Genomic DNA, 26320 nt, shown 5'->3' with positions numbered 1-26320 from the left:
ATGCGGCAGCCGTTTTTTGGGCCGAAGCAGAGTATCGGTCGTTGGCCTACTTGCGCACGCCAAAGCGGTACTCCGTAACGGTGTGCAGCGTTTCGCCGGGGCGCAAAATGGTGCTCGGGAATTTGGGCTGGTTGGGCGAATCGGGGAAGTGCTGCGTTTCGAGACAGAAGCCGTAGTGCTGCGGGTACTGCACACCGCCCTTGCCTTTGAGGTTGCCGTTGAGGAAGTTGCCCGAGTAAAACTGAATGCCGGGCTGATCGGTGAACACCTCCATGGTGCGGCCGGTGGTGGGCTCGTACACTGCGGCGGCGCGGCGCAGGCCGGCAGCATTGGCTTGGGTTAGCACCCAGTTGTGGTCGTAACCGCCAGGCGCAGCACCGCCCACTTTGGCAATCCGCTCGCCGATGGTATGCGCCTGCCGGAAATCCATGGGTGTGCCTGCCACGGCGCGCAGCTCGCCGGTAGGTATCAGCTGGTCGTTTACCACGGTGTAGCGGTCGGCGTCGAGGGTAAGCTCGTGCCCTAGGGCATTTTGGGCCTTGCCGTGGTTGAGGTTGAAGTAGCTGTGGTGCGTGAGGTTTACGGGCGTGGCCTTATCGGTGGTGGCAGTGTAGTCGATGCGCAGGGCGTCGTTGTTGGTGAGCGTGTACACCACCTTCACGTTCAGGTTGCCGGGGTAGCCTTCTTCGCTGTCCTTGCTCAGGTACGTGAGGGTTAGGTTTTGCCCATCGGCCGAGGAGCCGGGCTGCGCCTGCCACACCACCTTATCGAAACCTTTCACGCCGCCATGCAGGTGGTTGGGCCCGTTGTTGGTAGCCAGCTGGTAGGTTTTGCCATCGAGCGTAAAGCGGCCTTTAGCAATGCGGTTGCCGTAGCGGCCAATCAGCGCCCCGAAGTAAGGCGAGTCGTACGGCGCGTCGCGCTGGTAGTCGGCCAGGTTGTCGAAGCCCAGCACAATGTCGCCTTGCTGGCCGTTTTTATCGGGCGTGGTAAGGCTGGTAACGATGCCGCCGTAGTTGGTGATGGTTGCTTTGAGGCCGTGGGCGTTGGTGAGCGTGAAGAGCTGCACCTCCTGGCCGTCCTTGGTTTTGCCGAAGGAGGCAGACGTAGGCATAGCACTGGTTGTGGTTTGGGTAGTATCGGCCGAGGTGCTGGCGGTGTTTGCATCGGCAGCATTCTGCTCGGTGTTGCTGGCGTTTTGGTTGCAGCCAGCCAGCAGCAGAGCAGCCATACTCCCGGCCAGCACACCAGTGCGGTAGGTTTTGGTCATGGTGGAGCGTTGTTACAGGATAACGGGGCGGTAAAAAAGGCAGAAAACGGGAATAAGCGACTAGTCGGTGGTTTTTCGGCTGCTGCCTAGGGCTTGCTATCCAGCACAAAGTCATCGAAGGTGGCAGTGGCCGCGGCCGGGCCTAGGGCCAGCACGCCGGCGCGCACGCCCCGATCCCAAGGCGGCAGATAGCCACCATTAACGGGCGCAGTCAGGCTGGGCAGACTCTGCCAGGCTTTGCCGCCATCGGTGCTGTACTGAAAGCTATACTGCTTGCCGTCTTGGGCATTCATGCGCAGCGTCAGGGCTTTAGCAGTGGGCAGGGCGGTTTCGCCGAGTACTTTACGCTTGCCTTTTTCGAGCTGCCACACGCGCAGCTTTCCGTCGCCGGCAGTTAGGGCAATTGTGTTGTCGGGGTCGCCTAGGGCGGCAATGCCGGCAGCGGTACCGGTGGGCAAGGTGCCCGGCTCGAGCAGCGTAGTGGTGGCCGTGAAATCAGGGGTGTAAATCTGGTGGCCCAACATGGCGCCGCTTTTATCGGGGCGCGCCGTGAGCATCAGCTTACCATCGCGCAGGGCAAAGGCGGGTTTTTCCTCTACGGGCCACTGCCACGAGGGCTGCAGCTCCTTGCCTTTAAAATCTTCGGTAACGGTTTTGCGGCTGAGAGCAGTGGGCACGCCGGGCGTACCGGGCGTGCTTTGGTTGATAAACTCGGGCCAACCCTCGGCATTCCAGCGAAACTCTGTAAGCACCCCCTGCCGACCCACGTACTCGTGGCCGCGGGCACTGTAGGCATGGTGCAGCAAAAACCACTGCCCGTTGCGCTGCACCACGGTACCGTGGCCGGGGCACTTCCAGGTTTCGTTGCTCAGGATTACGGGGTTCTTCTCGTACTTCTCCCAGGGGCCGGTGAGCTTGCGCGAGCGAGCTACGCCGGTGCCGTAGGTGCAGGCGCCCCCGCAGCAGCCGTTGCCGGCATAAAAGGCGTAGTAGTAATCGTTGTGGCGCACCATGGCCACGCCTTCTACCAGGTTGCCCTCCCAGGGTTTGTCGTTCCGGAAAAGCTCCACCCGCTCGCCCACCAAGGCGGTGCGCTCCTCATTCATGGGCTGCGCCCAAATGGGGGTAGGTTTGCCTACGCTGTTGCCGTCTTCCTTCCAAATCAGGTACAGGCGGCTGTTTTCGTCGCGCATCGGAAAGCCGTCGATCGAGCCTACCTCCTGCCCTATCAACGGGCCGTGGTCGGTATAGGGGCCTTCGGGCTTGTCGGCGCTGGCCACGGCTACGCACAAGTTGCCGCCGCGCTTGTGGGCGGTGTAGTAGATGTAGGTTTTGCCTTTCTCAAAGCTGATTTCGGGCGCCCAGAAGTAGTAGTCGGCCCAGGCCGGCATTTTATCCGGAAACACGTGGCCTACCAGCTCCCACTCCGTCAGGTTTTTCGATTTCAACAGCGGAAAAATAGGCCCCCAGTTGGAGGTAGTAGCAGTAGCCCAAAAGTTGTCACCGAGCTTATCCACCGAGGGGTCGGGGTAGTCGCCGGGCAAAATGGGGTTGGTGATGGGCGCGGCCGCCGTGGCGGGTGGGGCCGCGGCTTTTTGCGAGGTAGTTACGCCGGGCTTGCAGGCAGTGCCGAGCAGGCTTAAACCTAGGCCCAACCACAGGGCAGCTTGGCGGGTGTGCGGGTGGAAGGTAGAGAACACGCGGGCTGACAGGTTTTGGTTCGACAGTGTAGTTACACCCAGCGCGGCTTACTCGCCGGCCGGTTCGGGTAAAGGAGTGTTGATGGGCGCGGGCGCCCCGAAGTTGGGCGTGCCATCGGCGTTCCAGGTAAACTTCTGCATACGGGGGGTGCGCGCATCGCCGCAGCCTTGCCCGGGGTTGGGGTTGGCGTGGTACAAAATCCAGCTTTCGGTGCCGTCGCGCGATACGAAGAAGCTGTTGTGCCCGGGCCCAAACGCCTTGTTGTTAGGGTCTTTGGTGAATACCGGCGCGGCCGATTTCGTCCAGGCGTTGGGGTCCATGGGGTTGCCTGTGCCCGAGAGGCTCAGCAGACCTAGGGCGTAATCGTCGGTGCTGCAGTGGCTGGCCGAGTACACGATAAAGGTGCGGCCGTTGTGCTTCAGCACCTGCGGGCCTTCGTTTACATCGGGCGTGCCGCTGGTTTCCCAGTTGTACTGCGGGCGCGAAAGCTCCACCCTAGGTCCGATGAGCGTCCAGGGGTTGCTCATCTCGGAGATGTACAGGCGCTGCTCGTCTTTGTCGGCGCCGGTACCGCCGCTTTGCCCCGACCAGATAAAGTACCGTTTACTGCCCTGCTCGAGCACGGTGCCATCAATGGCCCAGTAATCCTGCGCGGGGTTATAGATGCGGCCTTTCTCCACCCACGTGCCGGTGGTGGGGTCGGCGGCGGAGTTCTCGAGCACCCAGGTGCGCTGGCCGCCGCAGCAGTTGCCCGGCCCGGCCGTGAAGTACACGTACCACTTGCCATCCAGGTAATGGATTTCCGGCGCCCAAATGTCGCGCGAGGCACTGCCCCCCGCCGGTGGCGACCAGATAATCTTGTTCGGGGCCGAACCCAGCTCCGACATCTTCGCCGTTTTCCAGAGCTGCAGGTTGTTGCCGGTGGTGTGCATGTAGTAATACACGCCATCCTTCTGGTACACCCACGGGTCGGGGCCCGAGGGCAGCAGCGGGTTGGTGTAGGTGGTGGCGTCGTTTACGGGCGAAGGCGGCGGCGGAATTACCGGGTCGGCCTTTTTGCACGCGGGCGAAGCCAGCCACAGCGCCGTCAGCAGAAACAGCCAGCGCGACGAGTTTGCAGTCATGAGCCTAGGTTTGGGTGGAGCACGAACCAGCGGCAGGCACTGGCCGGAAGGTACAAGGAATGGCAGCAAAAACAGCCGTTCCGGCGGGCACCGGAACGGCTGTGGGGGTGCAGGGTGCCGAGGCTAACCTAGGGCTTACCAACCGGGGTTCTGGGTTAGGCGGGCCAAGTCAATGTCGTTCTGCGGAATGGGCAGCAGCCGCGACCTATTCAACTGGAAGTTTACGAAGTCGGGGTCGCGCTGCCGGAGCTGGTCGAGGCCAGCTTGGTTTTCAATCAGGCCCCAGCGGCGCAAATCAAACCAGCGCCAGCCTTCGCCGGTAAGCTCCGTTACGCGCTCGTGCATCAGCTGCATGCGCAACGAATTCTGGTTGAAAGTAGCAGCTACCAGCGGCGCCAGGCCAGCACGCTGCCGCACCTGGTTGATGAGCGGCACGGCGGTTTGGGTTTGACCTTGCTCGTTCAGGGCTTCGGCTTGCAACAGCATCACATCGGCGTAGCGCATCACGCGGTGGTTGATGGGCGAGTCGAAGTTCTCGAATGTGCGGTAGTAATCGGTTTGGTACTTGCGCCAGTAAATGCGGCTCAGGTCGCGGGCGTTGCCCCTGAAGCGCGTCAGAAAGCCCCGGCCGTACACCAGCGTGTCGGCATCCACGGGCAGCGCCGTGGTAAAGTTGCGGCGGTTGTAAAAAGCGGTTGCGGCGAGGCGCGGGTCGCGCTGTCCGGCAGTGGTGCCCTCCTGCAAAAACTCGTTTATCACCCACGGCCGCAGCTCGCCGTCGACAAAACCTGCGCCCGGCACGCCCCAAAATTGCGAGCGTTGCCCGCCCTCCGAGGAGGTAGCGTCGTCCTGGTCGTTGCCGCCCAGTTTGGCATCCGAAAACTGCACCTCAAAAATAGATTCGCGGTTGTTTTCGGTGGTGTGGCGGAAGTTATCGGTGTAGTTGGCGGCCAGCTGGTACTGGTTGGAGCTGATTACCTCCTGAAACTGTGCCTGCGCCTGCGCCCACTGCCGGTTTTGCATGTACACCTTACCCAGGAGCGTGGTGGCAGCGCCTTTGGTGGCGCGGCCCACATCGTTGCTGCCCGTGTACGACACCGGCAACGCACCTTTGGCAGCCTGCAAATCTTCGATAATCTGCGCCCACACCTGGGCCTCGGTAGCCTGCGCCGGCAGGTTGGTGGGGTCGGCGGGCTGCAGCGCCAGTGGCACATTGCCGTAGAGCGACACCAGGTTGAAGTAGTATAAGGCCCGCAGGAAACGCGCCTCGCCAAGCACGCGCGCTTTCAGGGCTGCGTCCATCTCGATGTTGGGCACGTTGGCCAGCACCTGGTTGGTGCGCCAAATGGCCCGGTAATGGTCGCGCCAAATATCGCGCGACACCTCAAAGTTGTAGTTGGGCTGCGTGAAACGCGTGAAGTCGGCCAGCTCGCCCCAGGGGCTGGAGCTGAAACTATCGTCGGAGCGCAAATCGAACGCGAAGTTGAGCCAGCGGCGGTACGTGCCCAGCTGCTGCAAGCCGCTGTAGGCCGCGTTTGCGCCCTTAATGGCGTCGTCGCTGTTGCGCCAGAAGGTTTCGGTGGTGGGCTGGTTGGGGTTTACCTGGTCCAGCAAATCTTTGTCGCAAGCCGTGGCGCCGAGCATTAGGCCGCCCGCCAGCACGCAAAGTTTAAGGGTATGTGCTTTCATGGGAAGTCGACGTGGAGTGAGAATAGGCGTTTACCGCTGACGTTAGAGCCCCACTTGCAAGCCCGCCGTGAACGTGCGCACGTTGGGGTAGTAGCCTTCATCGACGCCGCGCAGCAGCGGATCGGCAAAGCGCGTTACGGTGTTCACGTTCACCACTTCGGGGTCGTAGCCAGAGTAATCGGTAATCGTGAACACGTTTTGCCCCGTCAGGTAAACGCGCACGTTGGTAATGCCACCCCAGCGTTCGGTAAGTGTTTTCGGCAGCGTGTAGCCAATCTGAATGTTCTTCAGGCGCATGTACGAGCCGCTTTCGAGCCAGCGCGTAGAAGCCAGGCGCGAGTTGATACCCGCAGCCTCGCCGGCCTGCCCGCCCCCACCCGAGATGAGGGCCCTAGGTGTGGTGTTCGAAGGATTGTTGGGCGTCCAGGGGCTGAAGTCGGCGCGGTAGTTACCGTTGTCGTCGGTGCGGTCGAGCCACCAGCGCGTGGTGTTCAGAATGTCGTTGCCGGCCACCCCTTGGAAGAAGGCTGCCACATCGAACCCTAGGTAGCTGGCGTTCAGGTTGACGCCGTACTGGATTTTCGGGAACACGCGGCCCACGTGCGTACGGTCGAGCTGGTCGATGCGGCCATCGTTGTTGATGTCGCGGTACCGCACATCGCCCGGTCGGGCGTTGGGTTGCGCGCTGTTGGCAATGTTGTCGCCCTGCTGAAAGATGCCGTCGAACTGGAACAAGTAAAACGAGCCCACTTCGTAGCCTACCTCGGTGCGCGTAACGCCGCCCTCGGGCCCCGCCACGAAGAAGCTGCTGCTGCCGTCGTCGCTCAGGCGCTGCACCTCGTTTTTGATGGTGGTAAGGTTGGCCGATACGCCATACTTAAACGGGTTGCGGTTTTCGTTGTAACCCGCCTGAAACTCGAAGCCGCGGTTTTCAATGCGGCCCACGCGACGGTACGGCTCCTCGCCGGCATTGCCTAAAATGATGGGCGTAGCCGGCCGCACCAGCGCATTGCGGGTTTGCGACACGTAGTAGTCGGCCGAAAACGTGATGCGGTCTTCCAGGAAACCGGCATCGAAGCCTACATTGGTTGTGCGGCGCTCTTCCCAAGCAATGTTATTGCTCACGAGCTGTGTTTGGATGCTGCCGTTCTGGATGTTGTCGCCGCCGAAGGGGTAGTTTACATTGGGGTTCACGGCACCCTGCCATAAGTAGGAACCCCCGAATGGCCCGTTCAATGATTCGTTACCTAGGGAGCCGTAGCTGGCCCGCAGCTTTAGGTTGCTTACGGCACTTACCGCATCGAAGAAGCCTTCTTCTGAAATGCGCCAGCCGGCCGAAGCGGCCCAGAAAGTACCCCAGCGGTTGTCGGGGTCGAATCGCGACGAACCATCGCGGCGCACCGCACCCGTAAGCAAGTAGCGCTGCTTGTAGTCGTAGGTTACCTGCCCTAGGTAGGAGCGCTTCGTCCAGGTGTACTCGTTGCCTTCAACCGAGGGCGTAGTGCTGCCCGCGCTCAACGACCAGTAATAAATAGGCCCGGTGCCGTAGCCGTTGTTGCGGCCGCGCGTAAACTCGTTGTGCTGGCGCTGCTCGGTGTAGCCCGCAACGGCCGTTACGTTGTTGTCGCCGAAGCTCTTATCAAACGTTAGCGTGTTCTCTACCAGCGTAAAGAAGTCGTTGCCCTGGTTTTCGGCGTAGTACGAGGGGTTCAGCGGGTCGTTTTGGCGCCATTGGCCAAATTGCCGCTTTTCGCGGTCGTGGTAAGCCAGGTAATCGACACCTAGGTTGAGTCGGTAGCGCAGGGAGCTGAGGATATCGAACTCGCCGAACACGTTGCCCTGCAGGCGATTGTTTACGCTGGTGTTGTTCAGCAGCCGTTGAAGCGCAATGGGGTTGGTGCCAAAGGTGCTGGCGTTGTTGTTGCCGAAGCCAAAGCCGCCGGGGTTGGCCGGGTCTTGGATGGGGATTACGGGCAGCATGCGCAGCACATCCACGAAGGGCGCGCCGTTTACCCTTACTTGGTTGGAGCGAGTAAGCAATGCGTTTTCGCCCACGCGCAGTTTGCCGCGGCGGAAGCCTGTGTTCAGGCGCACGCTGTAGCGGTCGAAACGCGGCCCCACGATGGTGCCGGTTTGCGTAAAATAGCCGCCCGAAATCAGGAAGTTGGAGTTGGGCCCGCCGCCCGAAAAGCCAACGTTGTAATCCTGCACCGTGCCTTGCTTGATTAGCGCATCCTGCCAGTCGGTATCAACGCCGGCTGGCGGGTTGGCAGCAAAGGGCTGCGGTGCACGGCCCGCGTTTTCGTAGGCTTGGCGGTTGACGGCCGCCCACTGCTGGGCGTTCATCAGGTCGTAAGTCTGGGTGATGTTCTGCACCCCCACGTAGGCGTTTACGTTGATAGCCGGTGTGCCTTCTTTGCCCCGCCGCGTGGTGATGATGATAACGCCGTTGGCCCCGCGCGAACCGTAGGGTGCCAGCGAAGCGGCGTCTTTCAGCACCTGCACCGATTCCACATCCTGCGGGTTGAAGTCGCGGATGTTTTCTACCCACAAGCCATCAACCACATACAAAGGTCCGCTGCCGCTGGTGAGGGTACCAATGCCGCGAATATTTACAATGGGAGCCTGCCCCGGCGCGCCGGAGTTAGTAACCTGCACGCCCGGCAAGCGACCCTGAATGCCCTCGGCCAAGGTAGCTACGGGCGCCCGGCGCACATCGTCGCCGCTAACCGAAGCTACCGAACCGGTTACATCCTGGCGGTTTTGGGTGAGGTAGCCTACAACTACCAGTTCCTGCAGGGCCTTGGTATCCTGCCGCAACGACACATCGAGGGTAGCGCGGCCACCTACGGCAACTTCCTGCGTGGTGTAGCCTACGTACGAAAACACCAGCGTGGCATCGTCGGGCACTGTAATGGTAAAGCGCCCTTCCGAATCGGAAGAGGTACCGTTGGTGCTGCCGCGCTGCAAAACGGTTACGCCCGGCAGACCTTGGCCTTGTTCGTCAACTACGCGTCCGCGCACCGTAATGTCGGGCTGCAGGGCACGAGGCGCTGCCTCGGGGTTGGCAGCATGCACAGGCGCAGGAGGCGCAGCCAGCAAGCCCAGCAACGTAGGGAAGGCTAGCCCATACTTGCTTAGTACAGTTTTGTTCATAGCAGAAGTGGGAAATGGTGAGCAACACAAGTGAGAATAAAGGGCTTGCTCCGGAGGTGCGCAATCGTTTGCGCGCACTTGGACAAAAAAAGCCCAGGTAAGCGGGCGGCAACAGGGGCTAAGCGAAGCGGTAAGCGGACGCGCTGGGCAGGGTGAGTAAAGCGACCAACACCCTACTGAAAGTTAGTATAAGTAAGGATAAAAAGTAATTTTATCAATGTCAAGTGTTACGATAGGCAGAAATAATTCTGCTACCGTGCATCATGACCGGAGGACCTTACAAGCCGAACAATACGGGCAGCTCAATCGTAGGGTTGTTGCAACGCACCAAACAATCGTTTGCGAATCATTCGAAGCAATTGTTGCGCGTACTTAGGAAAATACCTGCCTAAGCTGACCAGCACTTACTCCAGTTAAGTCGCGCTAACAAGATTTTTACGCTGACTTGACTTCGAATAAGCAAAAAACATACTTTTAAAGTACTGATTCAGCACACTATTTGCGCTAACACTGCTTGCTGGAGCCTTCTAAAAGGCCCACACTGGCTCCTGAAGGCATCTGCAGTCATGCGCTAACGATTGCGTAGCCCGACAACATGCTGTTGGCGGTTATTTCTCAACCCTACACCGGTCTGCCTATGAGTGCTAAAACGCTACGCAATAGTTGCTTGTGGCTGCTGGTTCTTGTTTGGGCTAACGTTGCCTTGGGGCAAGGGCTGCGCGCACCGGCTTATCCGCTGGTCACCATCGACCCCTACACCAGCGTGTGGGCATTTGGCGACCAGCTATACGGGCAACCTACCAAGCACTGGACCGGGCGCAACCACAACCTACTGGGCATGGCCCGCGTGGATGGCCGCACTTTCACCTTTCTGGGCTCACCGGAAGATGCCCAAAAGGTACTTGCGGCTGCTTCGGAAACCGTGCCGCAAGCCTACCGCTTCACCACCAACAAGCCCGCCGACAACTGGATGCAGCCCAACTTCGATGACAAGGCTTGGGAGCAAGGCGCGGGCCTGCTGGCAACCGAAAAGGATGAACGCAACGCCAAAACTCATTGGCAAGGCTCCGATGTATGGCTGCGGCGCACCGTTACGCTGAAGGAAGTGCCGCGCCAAAAGCTGAAGCTGTACATGCGCCACGACGACGACGTGGAAGTGTACCTCAACGGCGTGCCCGCGTTTTCGTGCGCGCCGTGCTTTACGCCCGATTACCTGGAGTTTGAGGTGGCACCCGCTGCCGCGGCCACCTTGCGCAAAGGAGCCAACACGCTGGCCGTGCACTGTAAAAACACCGGCGGCCCCGGCACCCTCGACGTGGGCTTACTCGAAGAGCCCGACCCAAGCACCGCTGCTACTGCTACACAGCGCAGCGTGCGCACTACCGCCACCCAAACGCTATATGAGTTTGCCTGCGGCCCGGTGCAACTGGAGGTTGCCTTTACCTCTCCCCTGCTGCTCGACGACCTAGAGGTGCTGAGCCGCCCGGTTTCCTACATCACCATGCGAGCCAAGGCCACCGATGGCCGCCCGCATGCGGTGCAGCTGTACCTAGGGGCCTCGCCGCAGTTGGCCGTAAATTTCCCCGACCAGGCCGTGGCGTGGCAGCGCAGCATTGCGGGCCCACTTACGCTGCTGCGCACCGGCACGCAACAGCAAAACGTACTGGGTACCAAAGGCGACAACGTGCGCATTGATTGGGGCTACTTGTTCCTGGCTGCCGATAACGCCGCTACTGCCCGCATCGCCGAAAACACCAGTACCCGCAGCAGCTTTAAGCGGCGCGGCACCCTGCCCAAAACCGACGACGCACGCATGCCGCGCCCTGCCAATCAGCAGCCCGTGGAGCTGGCGTTGGTTTGGGACCTAGGCAAGCTGACTACCACCGCCACAAGCCGGCACGCCTTGCTTGGCTACGACGACCTGTACTCGGTAGAGTATTTCGGGCAACGGCTGCGGCCATGGTGGCGGCGCAACGGCGCCTCGGCCGAGCAAATACTGCAAGCCGCCGAGCAGGACTACGAACGCCTGATGCAGGCCTGCAACCGTTTTGATACGGAGTTGGCGCAGGAAGCCCGCGCGGCCGGCGGCGAGCCATACGCCGAGCTGTGCGCTTTGGCCTACCGCCAAGCCATAGCCGCGCACAAAACGGTGGCCGGGCCCAACGGTACTCCGCTGTTCTTTTCGAAGGAGAATTTCAGCAATGGCTCGATTGGTACCGTCGACGTAACGTACCCCTCGGCCCCGCTTTTTTTGCGCTACAACCCCACGCTGCTCAAGGGCATGCTCGACCCCATTTTCTACTACACCGAAAGCGGCAGGTGGAAGAAGGAATTTGCGGCGCACGACGTAGGCACCTACCCCGTTGCCAACGGCCAAACCTACGGCGAAGACATGCCCGTGGAGGAAAGTGGCAACATGCTCATTCTCACGGCTGCCATTGCCGCGGCCGAGGGCAACGCCAGCTACGCCAAGCAGCACTGGCCCGCCCTTACGCAGTGGGCGGACTACCTCAAAAAAGAGGGCTTTAACCCCGACAACCAGCTGTGCACCGACGACTTTGCCGGCCACCTGGCGCACAACGCCAACCTCTCGGTGAAAGCCATTTTGGGACTGGCCAGCTACGGTCGCCTGGCCGGCATGCTCGGCGACCAAGCCACGGCCGCCGCATATCAAAAACTGGCCCGCGACATGGCCCGGCAATGGATGGAAAAAGCCCGCGACGGCAACGACCACTACCGCCTCACTTTCGACAACGCCAACACCTGGAGCCAGAAGTATAACCTAGTGTGGGATAAGCTGCTGCGGCTCGAGGTGTTTCCGCCCGAAGTGGCCCGCACCGAGGTGCGCTACTACCTAGGCAAGCAGCAGCCCTACGGGTTGCCGCTCGATAGCCGCCGCACCTACACTAAATCCGACTGGATTGTGTGGACGGCTACGCTGGCCGATTCGCCGCAGGAATTTCAGCAGTTCATTGGTCCGCTCTACCGCTTCGTCAACGAAACGCCCGACCGCATTCCGCTCAGCGATTGGCACGAAACCACTACTGGCAAGGCCGTAGGCTTTCGGGCGCGCTCGGTAGTGGGTGGCTACTTCATCAAGATGCTCGAACAACGCTGGGCACCTAGGCGGCCGTAGCCACCGCGCGCCGCTGCCGCCTCAACATCCCCGAATTTCATCAGCCCCACTCCTCATGCTCCCCTTCCCCACCCGTCGAGAGTTTCTGAAGCACACGGCCCTAGGTTTGGCGGCCCTGCCCTTTATGCCCGAGCTGCTTGCCGCCCCGCGCACCTACACCAACCCGGTGTACCCCGGCTCCATGCCCGATCCGTTTGTGCTGCGGCACCTAGGCAAGTACTACGCTTTTGGCACCACCAACCGCGACACCCGCACGGGCCGCTTCTTCAAGGTGCTTACCTCCACAAACCTCGTCGATTGGAAGGAGGTGGGCGGGGCGCTGGTGCCACCCAAGGGAGCGGAAAACATGGAGTATTGGGCGCCCGAGGTAGTGTACGTAAACGGTACTTTTTACCTCTACTACTCGCGGGGCGGTGGGGCAATTGGCGCCACTGTGGGCCACCAGCTGCACGTAGCCACCAGCAAGAAACCCGAAGGCCCGTACGAAGATGTGGCTACCCTGGAGGTGCCCCAAAGCCGCTTTACCATTGATGCGCACCCCTACCAGGACACCGACGGCAAATGGTACTTGTTCTACGCCCGCGACTTCATCGATTCGGACAACGGCTTTTACCCTGGCACTGGCCTGGCCGTTGATCGGCTGATAAACATGACCAAGCTGGCCGGCGAAGAGCGCACCGTAATGCGGGCCCGCCACCCCTGGACGTTGTTTGAGGCCAACCGCACCATGCCGCTCTACGAGAACCGCACCTTTGCGCAGTGGCACACGCTGGAGGGCCCGTTTGTGCGGCGCCGTGCCGGCCGGTATTACTGCTTCTACAGCGGCTCCAACTTTCTCACCACCAACTACGGCGTCGACTATTTAGTGGCCGACAACATTCTGGGGCCGTACTCCGATGCCGGGGCCGAAAAAGGGGCCCGCGTACTGCAGTACGTGCCCGGCAAGGTGCGCGGGCCCGGCCATCACTCGCACGTTATGGGGCCCGACGGCAAAACCGAGTACCTCGTGTATCATGCCTGGGATGCGGGCATGAAGGAACGGCAAATGTGCATCGATAAACTGCTCTGGACGGCGCAGGGCCCGCGTTGCCAAGGCCCTACGTACACGCCTCAGCCCATACCTTAGCAGTTTGCCTAGCCTTTGCCGTAGGCTCCAGCCTATCATTCTCTTTCTCCACACCAACACAACCTTACTGCCTTGGCACAGAAACGGGCATCCATCGCAGATATGGCGCAGGAGCTGAACGTCTCCCCGTCCACGATTTCGCGGGCGCTCAGCGGGCATCATAGCATCAGCGAGGCCATGAAAAAGAAGGTGCGCGCCCTGGCCGAGCAGCTTCACTACCAGCCCAACCACCTGGCCGCGGCCCTGCGCAAAGGCCGCAGCAACCTCATTGGCGTGATGGTGCCGCACATCGAGGGCAACTTCTTTGCGGCCGTAGTGCACGGCATCGAAACGGTGGCCCGCAAGGCCGGTTTCAACGTGATGATCTGCCAATCAAACGAAGATGTGAACAGCGAAAAGCAGAACATCGAGGCCATGATGAGCGCCCAGGTGGAGGGCATTCTGGTATCGTTGGCGCGCACCACCCGCGACTTCCGCCACTTTGAGAAAATCCGGCGGCGCGAAATTCCCTTGGTGTTGTTCGACCGTACCTTGGAGCACGTCAACGTCAGCTCCGTGGTGATTGACGACTACCTTGGGGCCTTTCAGCTGGTGCAGCACCTCATCGACCAGGGCGCCCGCCGCATTGCGCACTTCGAAGGCCCGCGCCACCTCAACATCTACAACAACCGCTTCCGCGGCTACCACGATGCCCTGATCAGCAACGGCCTGGAGGTGGATGAGCAGTTGATTCACTACGGCAACCTTACCTACGCCGAGGGCCTGGAAGCCATGGAAAAACTGCTAGCCTTGCCCAATCCGCCCGATGCCGTGTTCTCCTCCAGCGACATGGGCGCCCTAGGTGCCATGCACGTGTTGAAAGCACGGGGCCTGCGCATTCCCGACGACATGCTGCTCGCCGGCTTCAGCAACGAGCCCATCACCTCCTTCACCGAGCCCATGCTTACCTCCGTCGATCAGCGGTGCGAGCAAATGGGCCAGGCCGCCGTAAAGCTGCTGCTCGAAATCATGCACGAGAAGCCCAAGGACTTTCTACCGCGCCGCATTGTGCTGCCACCCGATGTACTGATTAGGGCCTCGTCGTTGCTGCACAAAGAAGCCGCCACGCCCGAGCCGGTGTTGCGCTAATGCCGCTGCATTTGGCACCTAGGGTTAATGTGCGGCTTTGTCTAGCTGCCGCAGCGTGGCCGTGACTTTAGTCGAATAAGATGGAGTGGTAGAAAAGCTACTGCTTTTGTGCGGTTTGAAACAAGCATTAAGTGAATAGCGGTAACTCAGGGCATGCCTAGGTCAGCTAATTCAGGCCGAAGCAAGGGAGCTACTAAGCAGCTTGGCAGCGGTTTGCTGGCTTGTGCTGCTGGCCTCAGCACCTAGGCCCGGAGCCTCCATTACCGCGGCAGCCGATGCAAGCAGTTGTTCATAGAGGGCGCCGTAGGCTTCCACCATCCGGGCTGTGGTGTAGTTCTGTGAGCGAGCAGCGGCGCGGAGCGCCAAGCGGTTGCGCGCCATCTCGTCAATCATCAGGCACTCAATAACCGCCTCCAGGCCCTTGGCTTCGGTGGGCTTTACGTACTGTGCCGCATCGCCCCACACTTCGCGCAGGCTTGGTATATCGCCGAGCACCAACGCGCAGCCCGACATTGCCGCCTCCAGAATCGTCAGGCCAAAGGGTTCGTACTTTGCCGGCAACACAAAAATCGAGGCGCGGCTCAGCCAGTCAGCTGCTTCGGCGGGCGCTATGCAGCCCAGGAAGTGCACGTTATCCAGCTGCATCGTTTCGCCGGTAACAGGGTGCTGCGCATCGCCGGCCAGGTAAACCGGCCACGGCAACGAAGCTACCCGGGCCAGCACTTCCAGGTTTTCGGCTTCATCCCACAAGCGGCCCATGCCGAAGATCAGCGGCTCCTTAACGCGCACCCGAAAATTTTCCTGCGTACGGCCGTGAGGCACTACGGCCTGCTGCCGAAACGGCCCATAAAACGCTTCGGCTTGGCTGAGCATGCTGTGGGTCGGCGCCACCACCACATCGGCTGCCTGCAGGCCCGCTTGCACCATGCGGCGGTAGGTAGCCCAGTTATTGGGCGCCTGCTCGCCGCGCACCGCCTGCCACCACGAGAGTGCACAGGAGTGCACCACTGCCAGCACAGGCTTGCCCCACGGCAAGTTGCCGTGCACCGTGCCGTTTAGATGAATCAGGTCGGGCTGAATTTCGTCGCGCAGTTGCAACAGCCATTCGCCGGCGCGGGCTATGTCTTCCCACGGCTCCTCCATCCACTCCAACTTATAGGCGCTTTCGTGTACCGTTAAGTTGGGGATGGCGGCAGCTTCTTGGCTTTGGGCATCGCTCAGGGGCGTGCCCATTGTTGCCAAGTGCACGTGCGTGCCGTGAGCACCTAGGGCGTTGGCAAGTTCTAGCGCATACGTCCACATGCCGCCCACAGCGTCGGCAGTCATCAGGATTTTAGCCGGAAAAACAATCTGCATCGGTGGAGAGTGGTGAGGAATTTGGCGGCGCGTGGCCTTGGGCTTGGCGTTCGGCAAGACCATTGGGGGTTTGCCAAACGCCAACGGTAGAGCTTGGCCACGCCCCGCGTACGAAAATCACCTAGCTGTAGTAGGCTGCTCGGCAATATTTTTTATCACCACAATTGTAACCACACTGATCTTCAGCGTATCGCAGTCCAAACCAGAAGACCAAATCGCCTTGCATTGTATCCTGCCGGCAAGTAGCACCAGCCTTTGCAGCCTGCCTTTTGCTAGGCCTGATTAATGGTTGCTTGTCGCCAACGATTACAGCCCGCGCCGTTATAATCGTTTAGGTTGCGCTAGCACATACCCGGGCCAAGCACCCAACGCTCGTTTACGGTTTGCCAGATGTTTCTTGGATTAATTCAACTGTTTCATTTGACCGTTCGGCAACAATCAGCCACGCGCACACCCGCTTAATCGTTTGTATACAAGCATGTTGAACAAACACCAGTGCATAAATTTGGGTGATATTTTGCGGGCGCCTTCCAAGGGCTGAACTTTGCTTTTTCTTTTTCTTACGCTTACGCCACGTATGTTCAACTTTAGCCGCCGTAACCGCCGCCTGGTGCTGGCTACGGCTTTGCTGCTCGCTGCTCCGTCGCTGCTGTTTGCCTGGGGCAACTGGGGCCACCAACGCATCAATCGCGCTGCCGTGCTGGCCTTGCCCGCTGCCATGCGCACCTTCTTCTACAACCACATCGATTATGTGGTGACGGAGTCGGTAATTCCCGATTCGCGCAAGTACAGCATCAACGACAAAGCCGAGTTTCCGCGCCACTACATCGACCTGGAGGAGTACGGCCCCGTGGCGGAGATACCCCAAGCCGCTGCCGACGCTTACCAGAAATACGGCGCCGAAGCACTCGACAAACATGGGCGCCTGCCCTGGTACATGCAGGACATGCTGGGCAAGCTGACGCAGGCCATGAAAAACCAGCGCAAGGACGAAATCCTGTTTCTGGCGGCCGACCTGGGTCACTACATCGGCGATGCGCACCAGCCCTTGCACACCTCCTCCAATCACGACGGCCAGCGCACCGGCCAGCGCGGCATCCACGCTTTCTACGAGTCGCAGCTGCCCGAGCAGTTTGGCAAGAACTACAACTTCAAGCTCGCCGAACCCAAGCTGATTCAGGACCCCGTGGCCGAATCGTGGCGCATCATCGCCCAGAGCCATGCTGCCATCGACTCGATGCTGACCATTGAGAAGAAGCTAGCCGGCGAAACGCCCAAGGAGGCGCTTTACGTGCTGAACGCCGACGGCCAGGTAAAGAAAAACGTGTTCAACAGCTGGGTACATACCCCCGCTTACTCGGCCGCTTACCACAAGGCGCTCAACAACATGATTGAGCGGCAGATGCGCAACGCCGCGCAAACCACTGCCAACTTCTGGTACACGGCCTGGGTAAACGCCGGCAAGCCCGACCTCACCAAGCTCGATACCGAATACACCACCAAGAGCAACCAGAAAAACCTGCAGGCCGAGCTGAAACTGATTCAGAAGGGCAAGCTCGTCGATTTCTCTTCTTTCGCCGAATTTCCGGCCAACTAAGGCTTTTCAGCCACCCTTTTCAGCCGCGAAACGCGCCGGGCAACCGGTCGTTTCGCGGCTTTTTCGTTGCCTATTACGCAGCATTTGTGCTTGTTCTTTGACAAGAATGTTTGTGTTTCTGCCGTAAGCTGCTATACCTTTGCAGCACCAATTCTTTCCGACCAAAGGATTGTTTTTATACAGAGGCGTGGAGAGACAGGCTCTGCGAAACGCCGGCAACCACCAGCGGGGTAACTCCCGGGAACGGTGCCAAGTCCTGACCATATAAAAACAAGTAGCCGTGGCTTCAACTACCCGCACCGCCGCTTTTCGTTCTGCTACCACCGCCCTCAACCTGCGCCGTGCGCAGTGTTGCTGTATGGGCATGGCAGTTGCGGCTTGTTGTTGTTGAGCCGGATTTATACCCCCTCCCTTGCTGCTGCTTAGCTGCTAGGTGCGTTGGCACCTAGGGCATGGTGCTCAGTTACGCTGCCCTTCCGGTTTCGGCGTTGCTGATGCGTAACCCAGCTACTTGATGGCTAAGCAATTGCGCGCTCGGCGTTCGAGCTTCGCCGCAGTGTCCCTAACCTGTTTTCGTGCCTGGCTGGCGCCGCTGCGGTGCCGGCAATGTGCTACGCTGTTCTTGCTCTGGTTTGGGGCACGTGCTGGTTTGCTGGTCCGCATGTCAGCAGTCACCTAGAGCTTACCAAGCTAGGCTTTTCAACTGATAATCAGCTTTGCAGCTCTGTCGCAGCTGCCTTTTCCCTCCCCCGACATACATTTTCAATTCTGCATAACATGGCACATTACCCCAAGCCCATAGGAATTTATTACGAACACCCCGAGTGGTTTAAGCCGCTCTTCGCCGAGCTCGACCGCCGTGGGCTGCCCTACGAGAAGATCGACGCCGCGCACCACCTCTTCGATCCATCAGAGTCGGAAAGCCGCTACGGGCTGGTAATCAACCGCATGAGCTCTTCGGCTTACCTGCGCGGCCACGGCCAAGGCATATTCCACACGGCGGGCTTCCTCACGCACTTGGAGCGCCTGGGTGTGCGCGTTATTAACGGCACGGTGGCTTCGGGCATCGAAACCAACAAAGCGCGCCAGCTCGATTTGTTGGCTGGTTTGGGGCTGAAGTTTCCGAAGTCGCGGGTGGTGAACCACGTGTCGCGCATTCCGGATGCCGCTAAGGAGCTCAGCTTCCCGCTCGTGGTGAAGGTGAACATCGGCGGCAGCGGCGCGGGCATTGTGCGCTTCGATACACCCGAAGGCCTGCAGGCGGCCGTTGATAACGGCCAGATTGACCTAGGCATCGACCAAACCGCGTTGGTGCAGGAGTTTGTGGCGCCGCGCGGCGGCCACATTACCCGCGTGGAGACGCTGAACGGCAAATTCCTGTACGCCATGAAGGTGTACACTACCGGCACCAGCTTCAACCTGTGCCCGGCCGAAATCTGCCAGATTCCCGACGAGCCAGCTGCCGAAGGCGAGTTCTGCCTTACCACGGCGCCAAAGAAAGGAATTCAGGTAGAGGCCACCACGCCGCCCGCCGAGGTTATTGAGGCAGTAGAGCGTTTGGTAGCCGCAGCCAAAATCGACGTGGGCGGCATTGAGTACTTGGTTGACGACCGCACCGGCGACGTGCTGTTCTACGACATCAACGCGCTGTCCAACTTCGTGGCCGATGCCGTGAACGTGGTGGGCTTCGACCCCTACGCGCTGTTTGTCGACTACCTCGAGCAAGAACTGAAACTGGCCACCGAAAAAGCCCTGGCATAATGCGTTACGGATATTGGATGCCCGTATTTGGCGGGTGGCTGCGCAATGTTGAAGATGAAAACATGCGCGCCGATTGGGACTACGTGAAAACGCTGGCCCAACGCAGCGAGGAACTCGGCTACGACCTCTCGCTTATCGCCGAGCTGAACCTCAACGACATCAAAGGCGAAGAAGCGCCTTCGCTGGATGCCTGGAGCACGGCCGCGGCGCTGGCAGCCGTTACCAAAACGCTCGAGCTGATGGTGGCCGTGCGTCCTACATTCCACTCACCGGCGCTGCTGGCCAAGCAGGCCGCCAACATCGACCACATCAGCAACGGCCGGTTGTCGCTGAACGTAGTGTCGTCGTGGTGGCAGGACGAGGCCAAGAAGTACGGCGTGCACTTCGAGCAGCACGACGACCGGTACGCCCGCACGGCCGAGTGGCTGCACGTTGTCGACAACCTCTGGAAGCAAGACCACTTCTCCTTCAAGGGCAAGTACTACGAGGTTACCGATTCCATTTTGCAGCCCAAGCCGGTGTCGCGCCCGCGCCCGTTCCTGTACGCCGGCGGCGAATCGGAAGCGGCCAAAAACCTGATTGCGGCCCAGTGCGACGGCTACGTGATGCACGGGGACGAGCCCGAGGCCATCGGCCGCCGCATTAAGGACCTGCAGGAGCGCCGCGACCGGCTCGGTTTACCACCGATGAAGTTCGGCGTGGCGGCGTACAGCATTGTGCGCAACACCGAGCAGGAGGTGAAGAAAGAGCTGGAGCGCATCACCAACGTGAACGGCTCGGCTGCCGGCTACAAAAACTACCAGCAGTGGCTAGCCGGCACTCAGCTCGAAAAGCAAGTTTCGCTGCAGGATTACTCGGTTTCGAACCGCGGCCTGCGCTCGGGCCTAACGGGCACGCCAGATCAGATTGCTGAGCGTGTGGCGCAGTTCGAAGCCGTGGGCGTCGACCTGTTCCTGCTGCAGTGCAGCCCGCAGCTCGAGGAAATGGAGCGTTTCTCGGAAGCGGTAATTCAGGTACTGGCCTAGGCTGCCAAGCACACTGCCTTGCTAACCGGCGTTGCGGTTGCGGAATACTGTTCCGTAGCCGCAACGCCGGTTGTTTTTGGCTAGGTCGTGGTCAAATCCCTTACCACTCCCAAGAACCCTTGCACCAGCGGCGAAACGGGGCCAGTTGGGTAACAAGCCGCAATGCGCGTGTGGCCCACCGGTGCCGAAAGCGGCACGTACGCCACGTGGCCTAGGCGCAGGATATCGAACGAAGCGGGCACCACCGATACACCTAGGCCAGCCTCCACCAGCGCCACAATGGTCGTCCATTCCAAGGCTTGCTGCACCACCCTAGGTGTAAAGCCCGCCGTGGCAAACAGGTGCTGCACCTGCCCGTGCAAGGCCGGAGCTACTTGCCGCGGAAAGAGCACGAAATCCTCTTGGTTGAGTTGCTCCAACGCCAACGTAGGCTGTTGGGCCAGCGGGTGCGCGCCGGGCAACACGGCTACAAATGCTTCGCGCACTACATCTTCGGCTACAAACCAGGGCATATGGGGCGGCTCGCGCAAAAAGCCCACATGGATGCCGCCCGTGCGCAGCTCCTCTACCTGCGCTGCCGTGGAAAGCTCGCGCAAGCGCAGCTCCACGCCAGGGTAGCGCGTGCGGTACGTTTGAATAATCTGCCGCACGGTAGTAAACAGCGTCGAAGCCGCGAAGCCCACTGTTAGCAAACCCGAGCGGCCCTGCCCAACGGTGCGCACCGCCTCGGATAAGGCGTGGCTTTGGGCCAGCAACCGCTGGGCCTCGGGCAGCAGCGCCTCGCCGGCGGCCGTCAGCTGCACCCGCCGGCTGGTGCGCTCAAATAAGCGGCAGCCCATCAACTCCTCGAGCCGGCGAATCTGCTGGCTGAGCGGCGGCTGCTCAATGCCCAGCTGCTCGGCCGCCCGCCCGAAGTGCAGGTGCTGGGCCACCGTTACGAAGTACCACAACAACCGTAGCTCCAGCTCGGGCCGCTTTTCATTCATATCTACATTATATCAATCGATGCAAAATATATACTTGAAGACTGAATGCAACGCTTCTACTTTTACTCCCGACCTGATGGTACTGCCAAGCAGCACCTGTGTGCCTGGGCGGTGGCTTGCCACCTAGGGTAGCACACCCCTCCTTCCTCCCTTTTGTAGGTGCCCTCACCTGCGTTCAGCCTTGCTAAGCTGACTGTTGGGAGGTGCTAAAAAATATTTACGAAATATTTCGTATTTGTATGCAACCGGGAAGAAGCACCTGCTGTCACTTGGCCTGAATTGCACCGATACACCCCTACGCCAGCCAAACATGAAGCTACTTCTTACCCCCCGTCGTTCGCTGCTGATGCTGGGCCTGCTTGCGGCAACACCGCTATTTCGGCCCTTATTGGCCCAAAATGCCCCCGCAACTGCCGAGGTAGCCAAGCCCAACAGAGGCACAGGTAAGCTGACCGGCACGGTAGTAAACGCGGCCACCAACCAACCCGTAGAATTTGCCAATGTTGGACTTATCGACGTGGCTACGAATAAGGCGATAGGCGGCGGCACCTGCGACGAGAAAGGCCGCTTTATCCTGAGCAACATTGGCGCGGGCACCTACAAGCTCAACGTCAGCTTTGTGGGCTTTCAGGCCAAAGTGGTGGAGCAAGTGGTGTTTACTGCCGCCAATGCCAACGTCGACCTAGGCAACATCAGCCTGGCTGCGGCGGCCCAGCAGCTCAGCGAAGTGAAAGTGGTGGGCGAACGGGAGTTGGTGGAGAACAAGGTCGACCGCATTGTGTACAACGCCGACAAGGACATTACCAACAACGGCGGCACCGCCGCCGATGTGCTGCAAAAAGCACCGCTGCTGAGCGTCGATATCGATGGCAACCTGCAGCTGCGCGGCTCGGGCAACATTCGGGTACTCGTGAACGGCAAACCATCCACCATCCTGGCCAACAACCTGGCCGATGCGCTGCGTCAGATTCCGGCCGATCAGATTAAGTCGGTGGAGGTGATTACCTCGCCCTCGTCGAAGTACGATGCCGAAGGCACGGCCGGCGTGGTAAACATCATCCTGAAAAAGAGCAATCTGGAGGGCGTAAACGGCTCTATCAACGGCGCGGGCTCCAACCGGGGCGCCTTCCTGAGCAGCACCGTAAACACCCGCCGCGGCAAGCTGGGCCTGAATACCAACGCGGGCACCAACATGTTCTACAACGTGGCGCGTAACGCCTCCATGCGCACCGAGTTTTTGCCCGAGGAAGGACGCAGCACCCTGCAGCAAAACGGCAACTTCACCAACCTAGGCGGCGGAGCGTTTGCGCAGCTCGGCATCGAGTACGATTTCACCCCCAAAGACGCCTTTAACCTCAGCGGCCGCGGCAACTTGTTTGGCTACACCAACGACCGCAACCAGCGCACGGCCTACGTCGGCCCGAAGGTGAATGACATCTTTACGCGCGACATCGTGACGAAGGAACAGAACACCAACTTCGACCTGAACTTTGGCTACACGCGCACCATGGCCAAGCCCAAGCAAGAGTTGAGCGTGCTGGCCCTTTACAGCCAAAACAAAGGCAACACCGATTACGACCTCGATCAGCGCCGCGAGGAGTTTATCGACTACCGCGAAACCAGCTCGAACGACAACCGCAACCGCGAGGCTACGCTGCAGCTCGATTACATTCAGCCCGTCGACAGCACCGGCACCCTGGAGCTCGGCCTGAAGAGCATTTTGCGCCGTGTATCGAGCGACTACCTGGTGGCGGCCGATAGCCTCGATGGCCGGGGGCTGCTGCCCATCCCCTCGCGCTCCAACGAGTTCCGCTACGACCAAAACGTGTACTCTACCTACGCTACCTACAGCTTCAGCCTAGGTAAAAAACTGACGCTGAAAGCCGGCACCCGCGTAGAGCACACCCGCATCGACGGCGACTTTATTACCGACAACATTTCGCTGCGCACCGACTACACCAACGTGGTGCCGAGCGTGCAAGCGGCCTACGACATCAACAAGGACAACAAGCTGAAGCTGAGCTACACGCGCCGCATTCAGCGCCCGGGCATTTGGTTTCTGAACCCTTACGTAAACCTCAGCGATAGGCGCAATATCTCCTCGGGCAACCCCAAAGTCGATCCGGAGCTGACCGACGCATACGAGCTGGCTTACAGCACTTACATCAACAAGAGCACCATCAATTTTTCGGGGTACTTCCGCCAAACCAACAACGCCATCGAGAGCGTGTCGCGGTTGGTGCCCAGCAACACCGTACTGCCCACCGACGACACCACGCGGGTGCTTTACAGCACCTTCCTGAACGTGGCGCGCAACGCCACCTACGGCCTCAGCGCGTTCGGCTCGACGAAGATTACGCCCAAGTGGAGCCTCAACGGCAACATCAACGCGTATTACCTGCAGCTGCGTAGCCAGGCCCTAGGTCTCACGAACGGCGGGGTGATGTACAACGGCAACCTTACCAGCAGCTGGACCTTTGACAAGGGCTGGAGCGCGCAGTTTTCGGGCTTCTTCAACTCGCGGCGCGTGGCGCTGCAGGGCCGAACCCCCGGCTACCGTACCTACACTATTGCCGCCAAAAAGGAGCTGTTTAACAAAAAAGCCAGCCTGACACTGGGCGTAGTGAACCCCTTTAACCGCAAGCTAGTGTTCCGCAGCCAGCTCGAAACCGACCGTTTCGACTACACCAACAACTCGTACTTCTACAACCGTCAAATTCGCCTCAGCTTCAACTACCAGTTCGGCAAGCTCGATACCAAACCAGCCAAGCCCAAAAAGAGCATCCGCAACGACGACCAGAAACAAGGCGAAGGCGGCAACGGCTAACTCGGCACCGGACTAACTAAAACAACAACGCCCCACCTGCTGGTAGCAGGTGGGGCGTTGCGCTCATGTGCACCTAGGGTGCTATGGGCAGTGGCTTAGGCCTGGCCCGAGCCGCTGTTGCTGCTTTGCTGCTTCAGCTGCTTAAGGCGCTCGTAGGTTTTCAGCGACTGATCGTACTGGCGCTGCACTTCCTGGCGCAACTCGCCGGTCAGGGTTCGGTCGGCCAGGGCTTCTTTGTAGGCTTTAATAGCCCACTCCTCGCCGTAGATGTTCGAGCCCAGGATGGCGTTTTCGTTGTAGCCCGTTACGGCGGCTTTGGCCTCCATAAACGCGCGGTAGAACTTGCCCTTGATGGTGGTTTTGGTTTCGCGGCCGCCGCCTTCTTCGCGCAGGTAATCGTTGAGGATGCCCGCAAAGCGCTGGCTCTGGCTTACCAGCTGCTTGTAGTAGCCGCGCAGCTCGGCATCGGTGCTTTCGTCCACGGCGCGCTGGTAGCCTTCGATGCGGTCGTTCACGAACAGCAGCAGCTCCTGCAAAGTAGCTGCCGTACCGCGCTGCCCGCCGGTGCGGCCGCGGGTGGCCAAGTAGCCCACACCTAGGGCCAGTAGCGCACCGCCTACTACTTTTTGCGTAGTGCTGAGGCGGCCGATGCTAGAGCCCAGATTGGTACCCACGTTGCGTACCGGCTCGGGCAGTTGGCCTACTAGGTCGCGGCCTTGGCTAAGCCAGTTTTGGGCCTGGTTGAGCAGCGAGCCGCCGCCTTGCGTGTTGTTGTCGGATTGTGCGTTGGTGCCATTTTGGGCACCTTGGTTCGAGGAGGACTGAGGTTGGTTCATAGCCATGGTAGTATTGGTTAGCTTGGCTGCCTACTACGGCTAAAGGCTACGCTTCGTTTAGTTTAACTTGCCCGGGCGGGCCATTCTTTCGCTGCTTGCCTGCCCATTTGCGCCTAGGTTTGTGGCCATATCGGTGGCAGCAAACGAGGGTGCGCCAGCCTACGCCGGCCCACCCTCGCCTCACCAACCCACCAACCTTTGGGTTGCCTACAGCAGCGCTATACCAGCACTGCTCAGCTCTTGCCGCACGGCTTCGGGCCAGATGCTTACCTGCACCTCCCCGATGTGCGCCTTGCGCAGCATAAACATGCACACCCTCGACTGCCCAATGCCGCCGCCAATGCTTTCGGTTAGCTGCCCGGCCAATAACAGGCTATGGAAACCTAGGGCCGCCCGCTCGGGGCAGCCGCGCAGCGCCAGCTGGCGCAGCAAAGCCGCCTTATCCACCCGAATGCCCATCGACGATACCTCGAAGGCCGATTGCAACACGGGGTGCCACAGCACAATGTCGCCGTTCAGGCCGCGCAGGCCGGGCTCGGTTGCGGTGCTCCAGTCGTCGTAGTCGGGGGCGCGGCCGTCGTGGATTTCGCCGTGGCTCAGCTCGCCGCCAATCCCCATGATGAACACCGCACCGTACTCGCGGGCCGCGGCGGTTTCGCGCTCCTTTACCGATAGCGTGGGGTAGCGCTGCAGCAGCTCTTCGGCATGGATAAAGGTGATTTGCTCGGGCAACACGGGCACGATGTCCGCGTGCTCTTCGGCCACACGCAGCTCGGTGGTGCGCAAGGCGTCGTAAATTTTCTCCACGGTTTCTTTCAGAAAAGCCACGGTGCGCTGCTCGGGCAAGATGTGCTTTTCCCAATCCCACTGATCGACGTAAATCGAATGAATGGGCGAGTAGTCCTCGTCGGGGCGCAGGGCGCGCATGTCCGTCAGGATGCCGCGGCCTGCCGGAATGCCAAGCTCTGTTAGGCGCAGGCGCTTCCACTTGGCCAAGGAGTGCACCACCACGGCGCGGCGCTCGGCCAGGGCTTTGATTGGAAACGACACCGGGCGCTCCACGCCGTTCAGGTCGTCGTTGATGCCGGTGCCGTCGAGCACTGCTATCGGCGACGACACCTTGGTAAGCTGCAGTTGCCGGGCCAGCTCGCGGGCAAACGTGTCCTTCACGAAGCCAATGGCTTCTTCGGTTTTGAGCAGTTCGGCGGGGCTCAGGGCTTTGGCGGGGGCAAGGGTTGCTTCCATGCGAAATGTGTGGTTTTGGATTAAAGAATTGTGTTTGGATTTCGGAATTATAAATATTTAGACAAGGCTCCGCCCAACCGAGAAAACACTATGTTTTTTCGATGCACAAAGCCCGGTAACGGCCGTGTATAGGCGAAAAAAAAGCCTTCCGAAATCGGAAGGCTTATTGAAATCAGTTTATGATTTTACGTCTGTCGATCAGACCAATAGCCTTCCTCGTCGGAATTGATTATTCCGATTCTGATTATTGAGGCTATTGGCGAACTGAAACATGATAAGCGCTTTAAGGGCGTTTGGTATTGCCAAAGTAAAGAGTATAATTTCTAATGCAAATAATTCGTGTAAATAATTTTTCAA

16 protein-coding genes and 1 riboswitch are annotated in these 26320 nt (G+C 59.8%); of the genes, 7 read left to right on the top strand and 9 right to left on the bottom strand.

What is annotated here, in order from left to right:
- Positions 1-46: 46 nt before the first annotated feature.
- The 5 genes from ASU33_RS08440 to ASU33_RS08420 form a co-directional block, all read right to left on the bottom strand.
- Entirely contained in the window at positions 47-1270 is a 1224-nt protein-coding gene (locus ASU33_RS08440) for an aldose epimerase family protein (protein ID WP_059070151.1), read from the bottom strand.
- An 86-nt stretch (positions 1271-1356) separates the two neighbouring features.
- Complete coding sequence (locus ASU33_RS08435; RefSeq protein WP_286130437.1) at positions 1357-2970, bottom strand: family 43 glycosylhydrolase; 1614 nt, start codon at positions 2968-2970, stop codon at positions 1357-1359.
- A gap of 48 nt (positions 2971-3018) precedes the next feature.
- Positions 3019-4095 (bottom strand): glycoside hydrolase family 43 protein, encoded by a 1077-nt coding sequence (locus ASU33_RS08430; RefSeq protein WP_059070149.1) that lies wholly within the window; start codon positions 4093-4095, stop codon positions 3019-3021.
- A 135-nt stretch (positions 4096-4230) separates the two neighbouring features.
- Positions 4231-5784, bottom strand: coding sequence for a RagB/SusD family nutrient uptake outer membrane protein (locus tag ASU33_RS08425; RefSeq protein WP_078062986.1), 1554 nt, complete (start codon positions 5782-5784; stop codon positions 4231-4233).
- A 42-nt stretch (positions 5785-5826) separates the two neighbouring features.
- Positions 5827-8940 (bottom strand): SusC/RagA family TonB-linked outer membrane protein, encoded by a 3114-nt coding sequence (locus tag ASU33_RS08420; protein ID WP_059070145.1) that lies wholly within the window; start codon positions 8938-8940, stop codon positions 5827-5829.
- Positions 8941-9577: 637 nt separating this feature from the next.
- On the opposite strand from ASU33_RS08420, the gene ASU33_RS08415 reads away from it, so the two are divergent.
- The 3 genes from ASU33_RS08415 to ASU33_RS08405 all read left to right on the top strand — a co-directional run bounded on the left by ASU33_RS08415 (position 9578) and on the right by ASU33_RS08405 (position 14330).
- The gene (locus tag ASU33_RS08415; RefSeq protein ID WP_059070764.1) at positions 9578-12076 is read left to right on the top strand and encodes a glutaminase family protein; all 2499 of its coding nucleotides are present in this window, start codon (positions 9578-9580) and stop codon (positions 12074-12076) included.
- 55 nt (positions 12077-12131) lie between these two features.
- Positions 12132-13202, top strand: a complete 1071-nt coding sequence (locus ASU33_RS08410; RefSeq protein ID WP_216818550.1) for a glycoside hydrolase family 43 protein — start codon at positions 12132-12134, stop codon at positions 13200-13202.
- Positions 13203-13274: 72 nt separating this feature from the next.
- Positions 13275-14330, top strand: a complete 1056-nt coding sequence (locus ASU33_RS08405; protein ID WP_286130436.1) for a LacI family DNA-binding transcriptional regulator — start codon at positions 13275-13277, stop codon at positions 14328-14330.
- A 171-nt stretch (positions 14331-14501) separates the two neighbouring features.
- Here ASU33_RS08405 and ASU33_RS08400 read toward each other — a convergent pair whose 3' ends face one another.
- Positions 14502-15686: a glycosyltransferase family 4 protein gene (locus ASU33_RS08400; protein WP_286130435.1), complete on the bottom strand. Its 1185-nt coding sequence runs from the start codon at positions 15684-15686 to the stop codon at positions 14502-14504.
- 577 nt (positions 15687-16263) lie between these two features.
- On the opposite strand from ASU33_RS08400, the gene ASU33_RS08395 reads away from it, so the two are divergent.
- The 3 genes from ASU33_RS08395 (at position 16264) to ASU33_RS08385 (ending at position 20069) form a co-directional block, all read left to right on the top strand.
- Positions 16264-17283 carry a zinc dependent phospholipase C family protein gene (locus ASU33_RS08395; RefSeq protein ID WP_059070142.1) on the top strand — a complete coding sequence of 340 codons (1020 nt, stop codon included), beginning with the start codon at positions 16264-16266 and terminating at the stop codon, positions 17281-17283.
- 172 nt (positions 17284-17455) lie between these two features.
- Positions 17456-17554, top strand: a riboswitch (SAM riboswitch).
- A gap of 506 nt (positions 17555-18060) precedes the next feature.
- Positions 18061-19044 (top strand): ATP-grasp domain-containing protein, encoded by a 984-nt coding sequence (locus tag ASU33_RS08390; RefSeq protein ID WP_059070140.1) that lies wholly within the window; start codon positions 18061-18063, stop codon positions 19042-19044.
- A complete protein-coding gene (locus ASU33_RS08385) occupies positions 19044-20069 on the top strand; it encodes an LLM class flavin-dependent oxidoreductase (protein WP_059070138.1) in 1026 nt (341 codons plus the stop codon). Before ASU33_RS08390 ends, ASU33_RS08385 begins: the two co-directional genes overlap by 1 nt.
- A gap of 80 nt (positions 20070-20149) precedes the next feature.
- Here ASU33_RS08385 and ASU33_RS08380 read toward each other — a convergent pair whose 3' ends face one another.
- Positions 20150-21055 (bottom strand): LysR family transcriptional regulator, encoded by a 906-nt coding sequence (locus tag ASU33_RS08380; protein WP_059070135.1) that lies wholly within the window; start codon positions 21053-21055, stop codon positions 20150-20152.
- A 310-nt stretch (positions 21056-21365) separates the two neighbouring features.
- On the opposite strand from ASU33_RS08380, the gene ASU33_RS08375 reads away from it, so the two are divergent.
- Entirely contained in the window at positions 21366-23882 is a 2517-nt protein-coding gene (locus ASU33_RS08375; RefSeq protein WP_078062985.1) for a TonB-dependent receptor, read from the top strand.
- Between the two features lie 95 nt (positions 23883-23977).
- On the opposite strand, the gene ASU33_RS08370 is transcribed toward ASU33_RS08375, so the two are convergent.
- The gene (locus tag ASU33_RS08370; RefSeq protein WP_160328162.1) at positions 23978-24718 is read right to left on the bottom strand and encodes a PA2169 family four-helix-bundle protein; all 741 of its coding nucleotides are present in this window, start codon (positions 24716-24718) and stop codon (positions 23978-23980) included.
- A gap of 207 nt (positions 24719-24925) precedes the next feature.
- Positions 24926-25963, bottom strand: a complete 1038-nt coding sequence (asnA, locus tag ASU33_RS08365; protein ID WP_059070129.1) for an aspartate--ammonia ligase — start codon at positions 25961-25963, stop codon at positions 24926-24928.
- Between the last annotated feature and the right edge of the window lie 357 nt (positions 25964-26320).

Origin of the sequence: Solirubrum puertoriconensis, from assembly GCF_001483135.1 — a bacterium.
Classification (GTDB): Bacteria; Bacteroidota; Bacteroidia; order Cytophagales; family Hymenobacteraceae; genus Solirubrum; species Solirubrum puertoriconensis.
The sequence above is the reverse complement of the archived record's forward strand: the minus strand, read 5'-3'. Positions and strand labels throughout refer to the sequence as shown.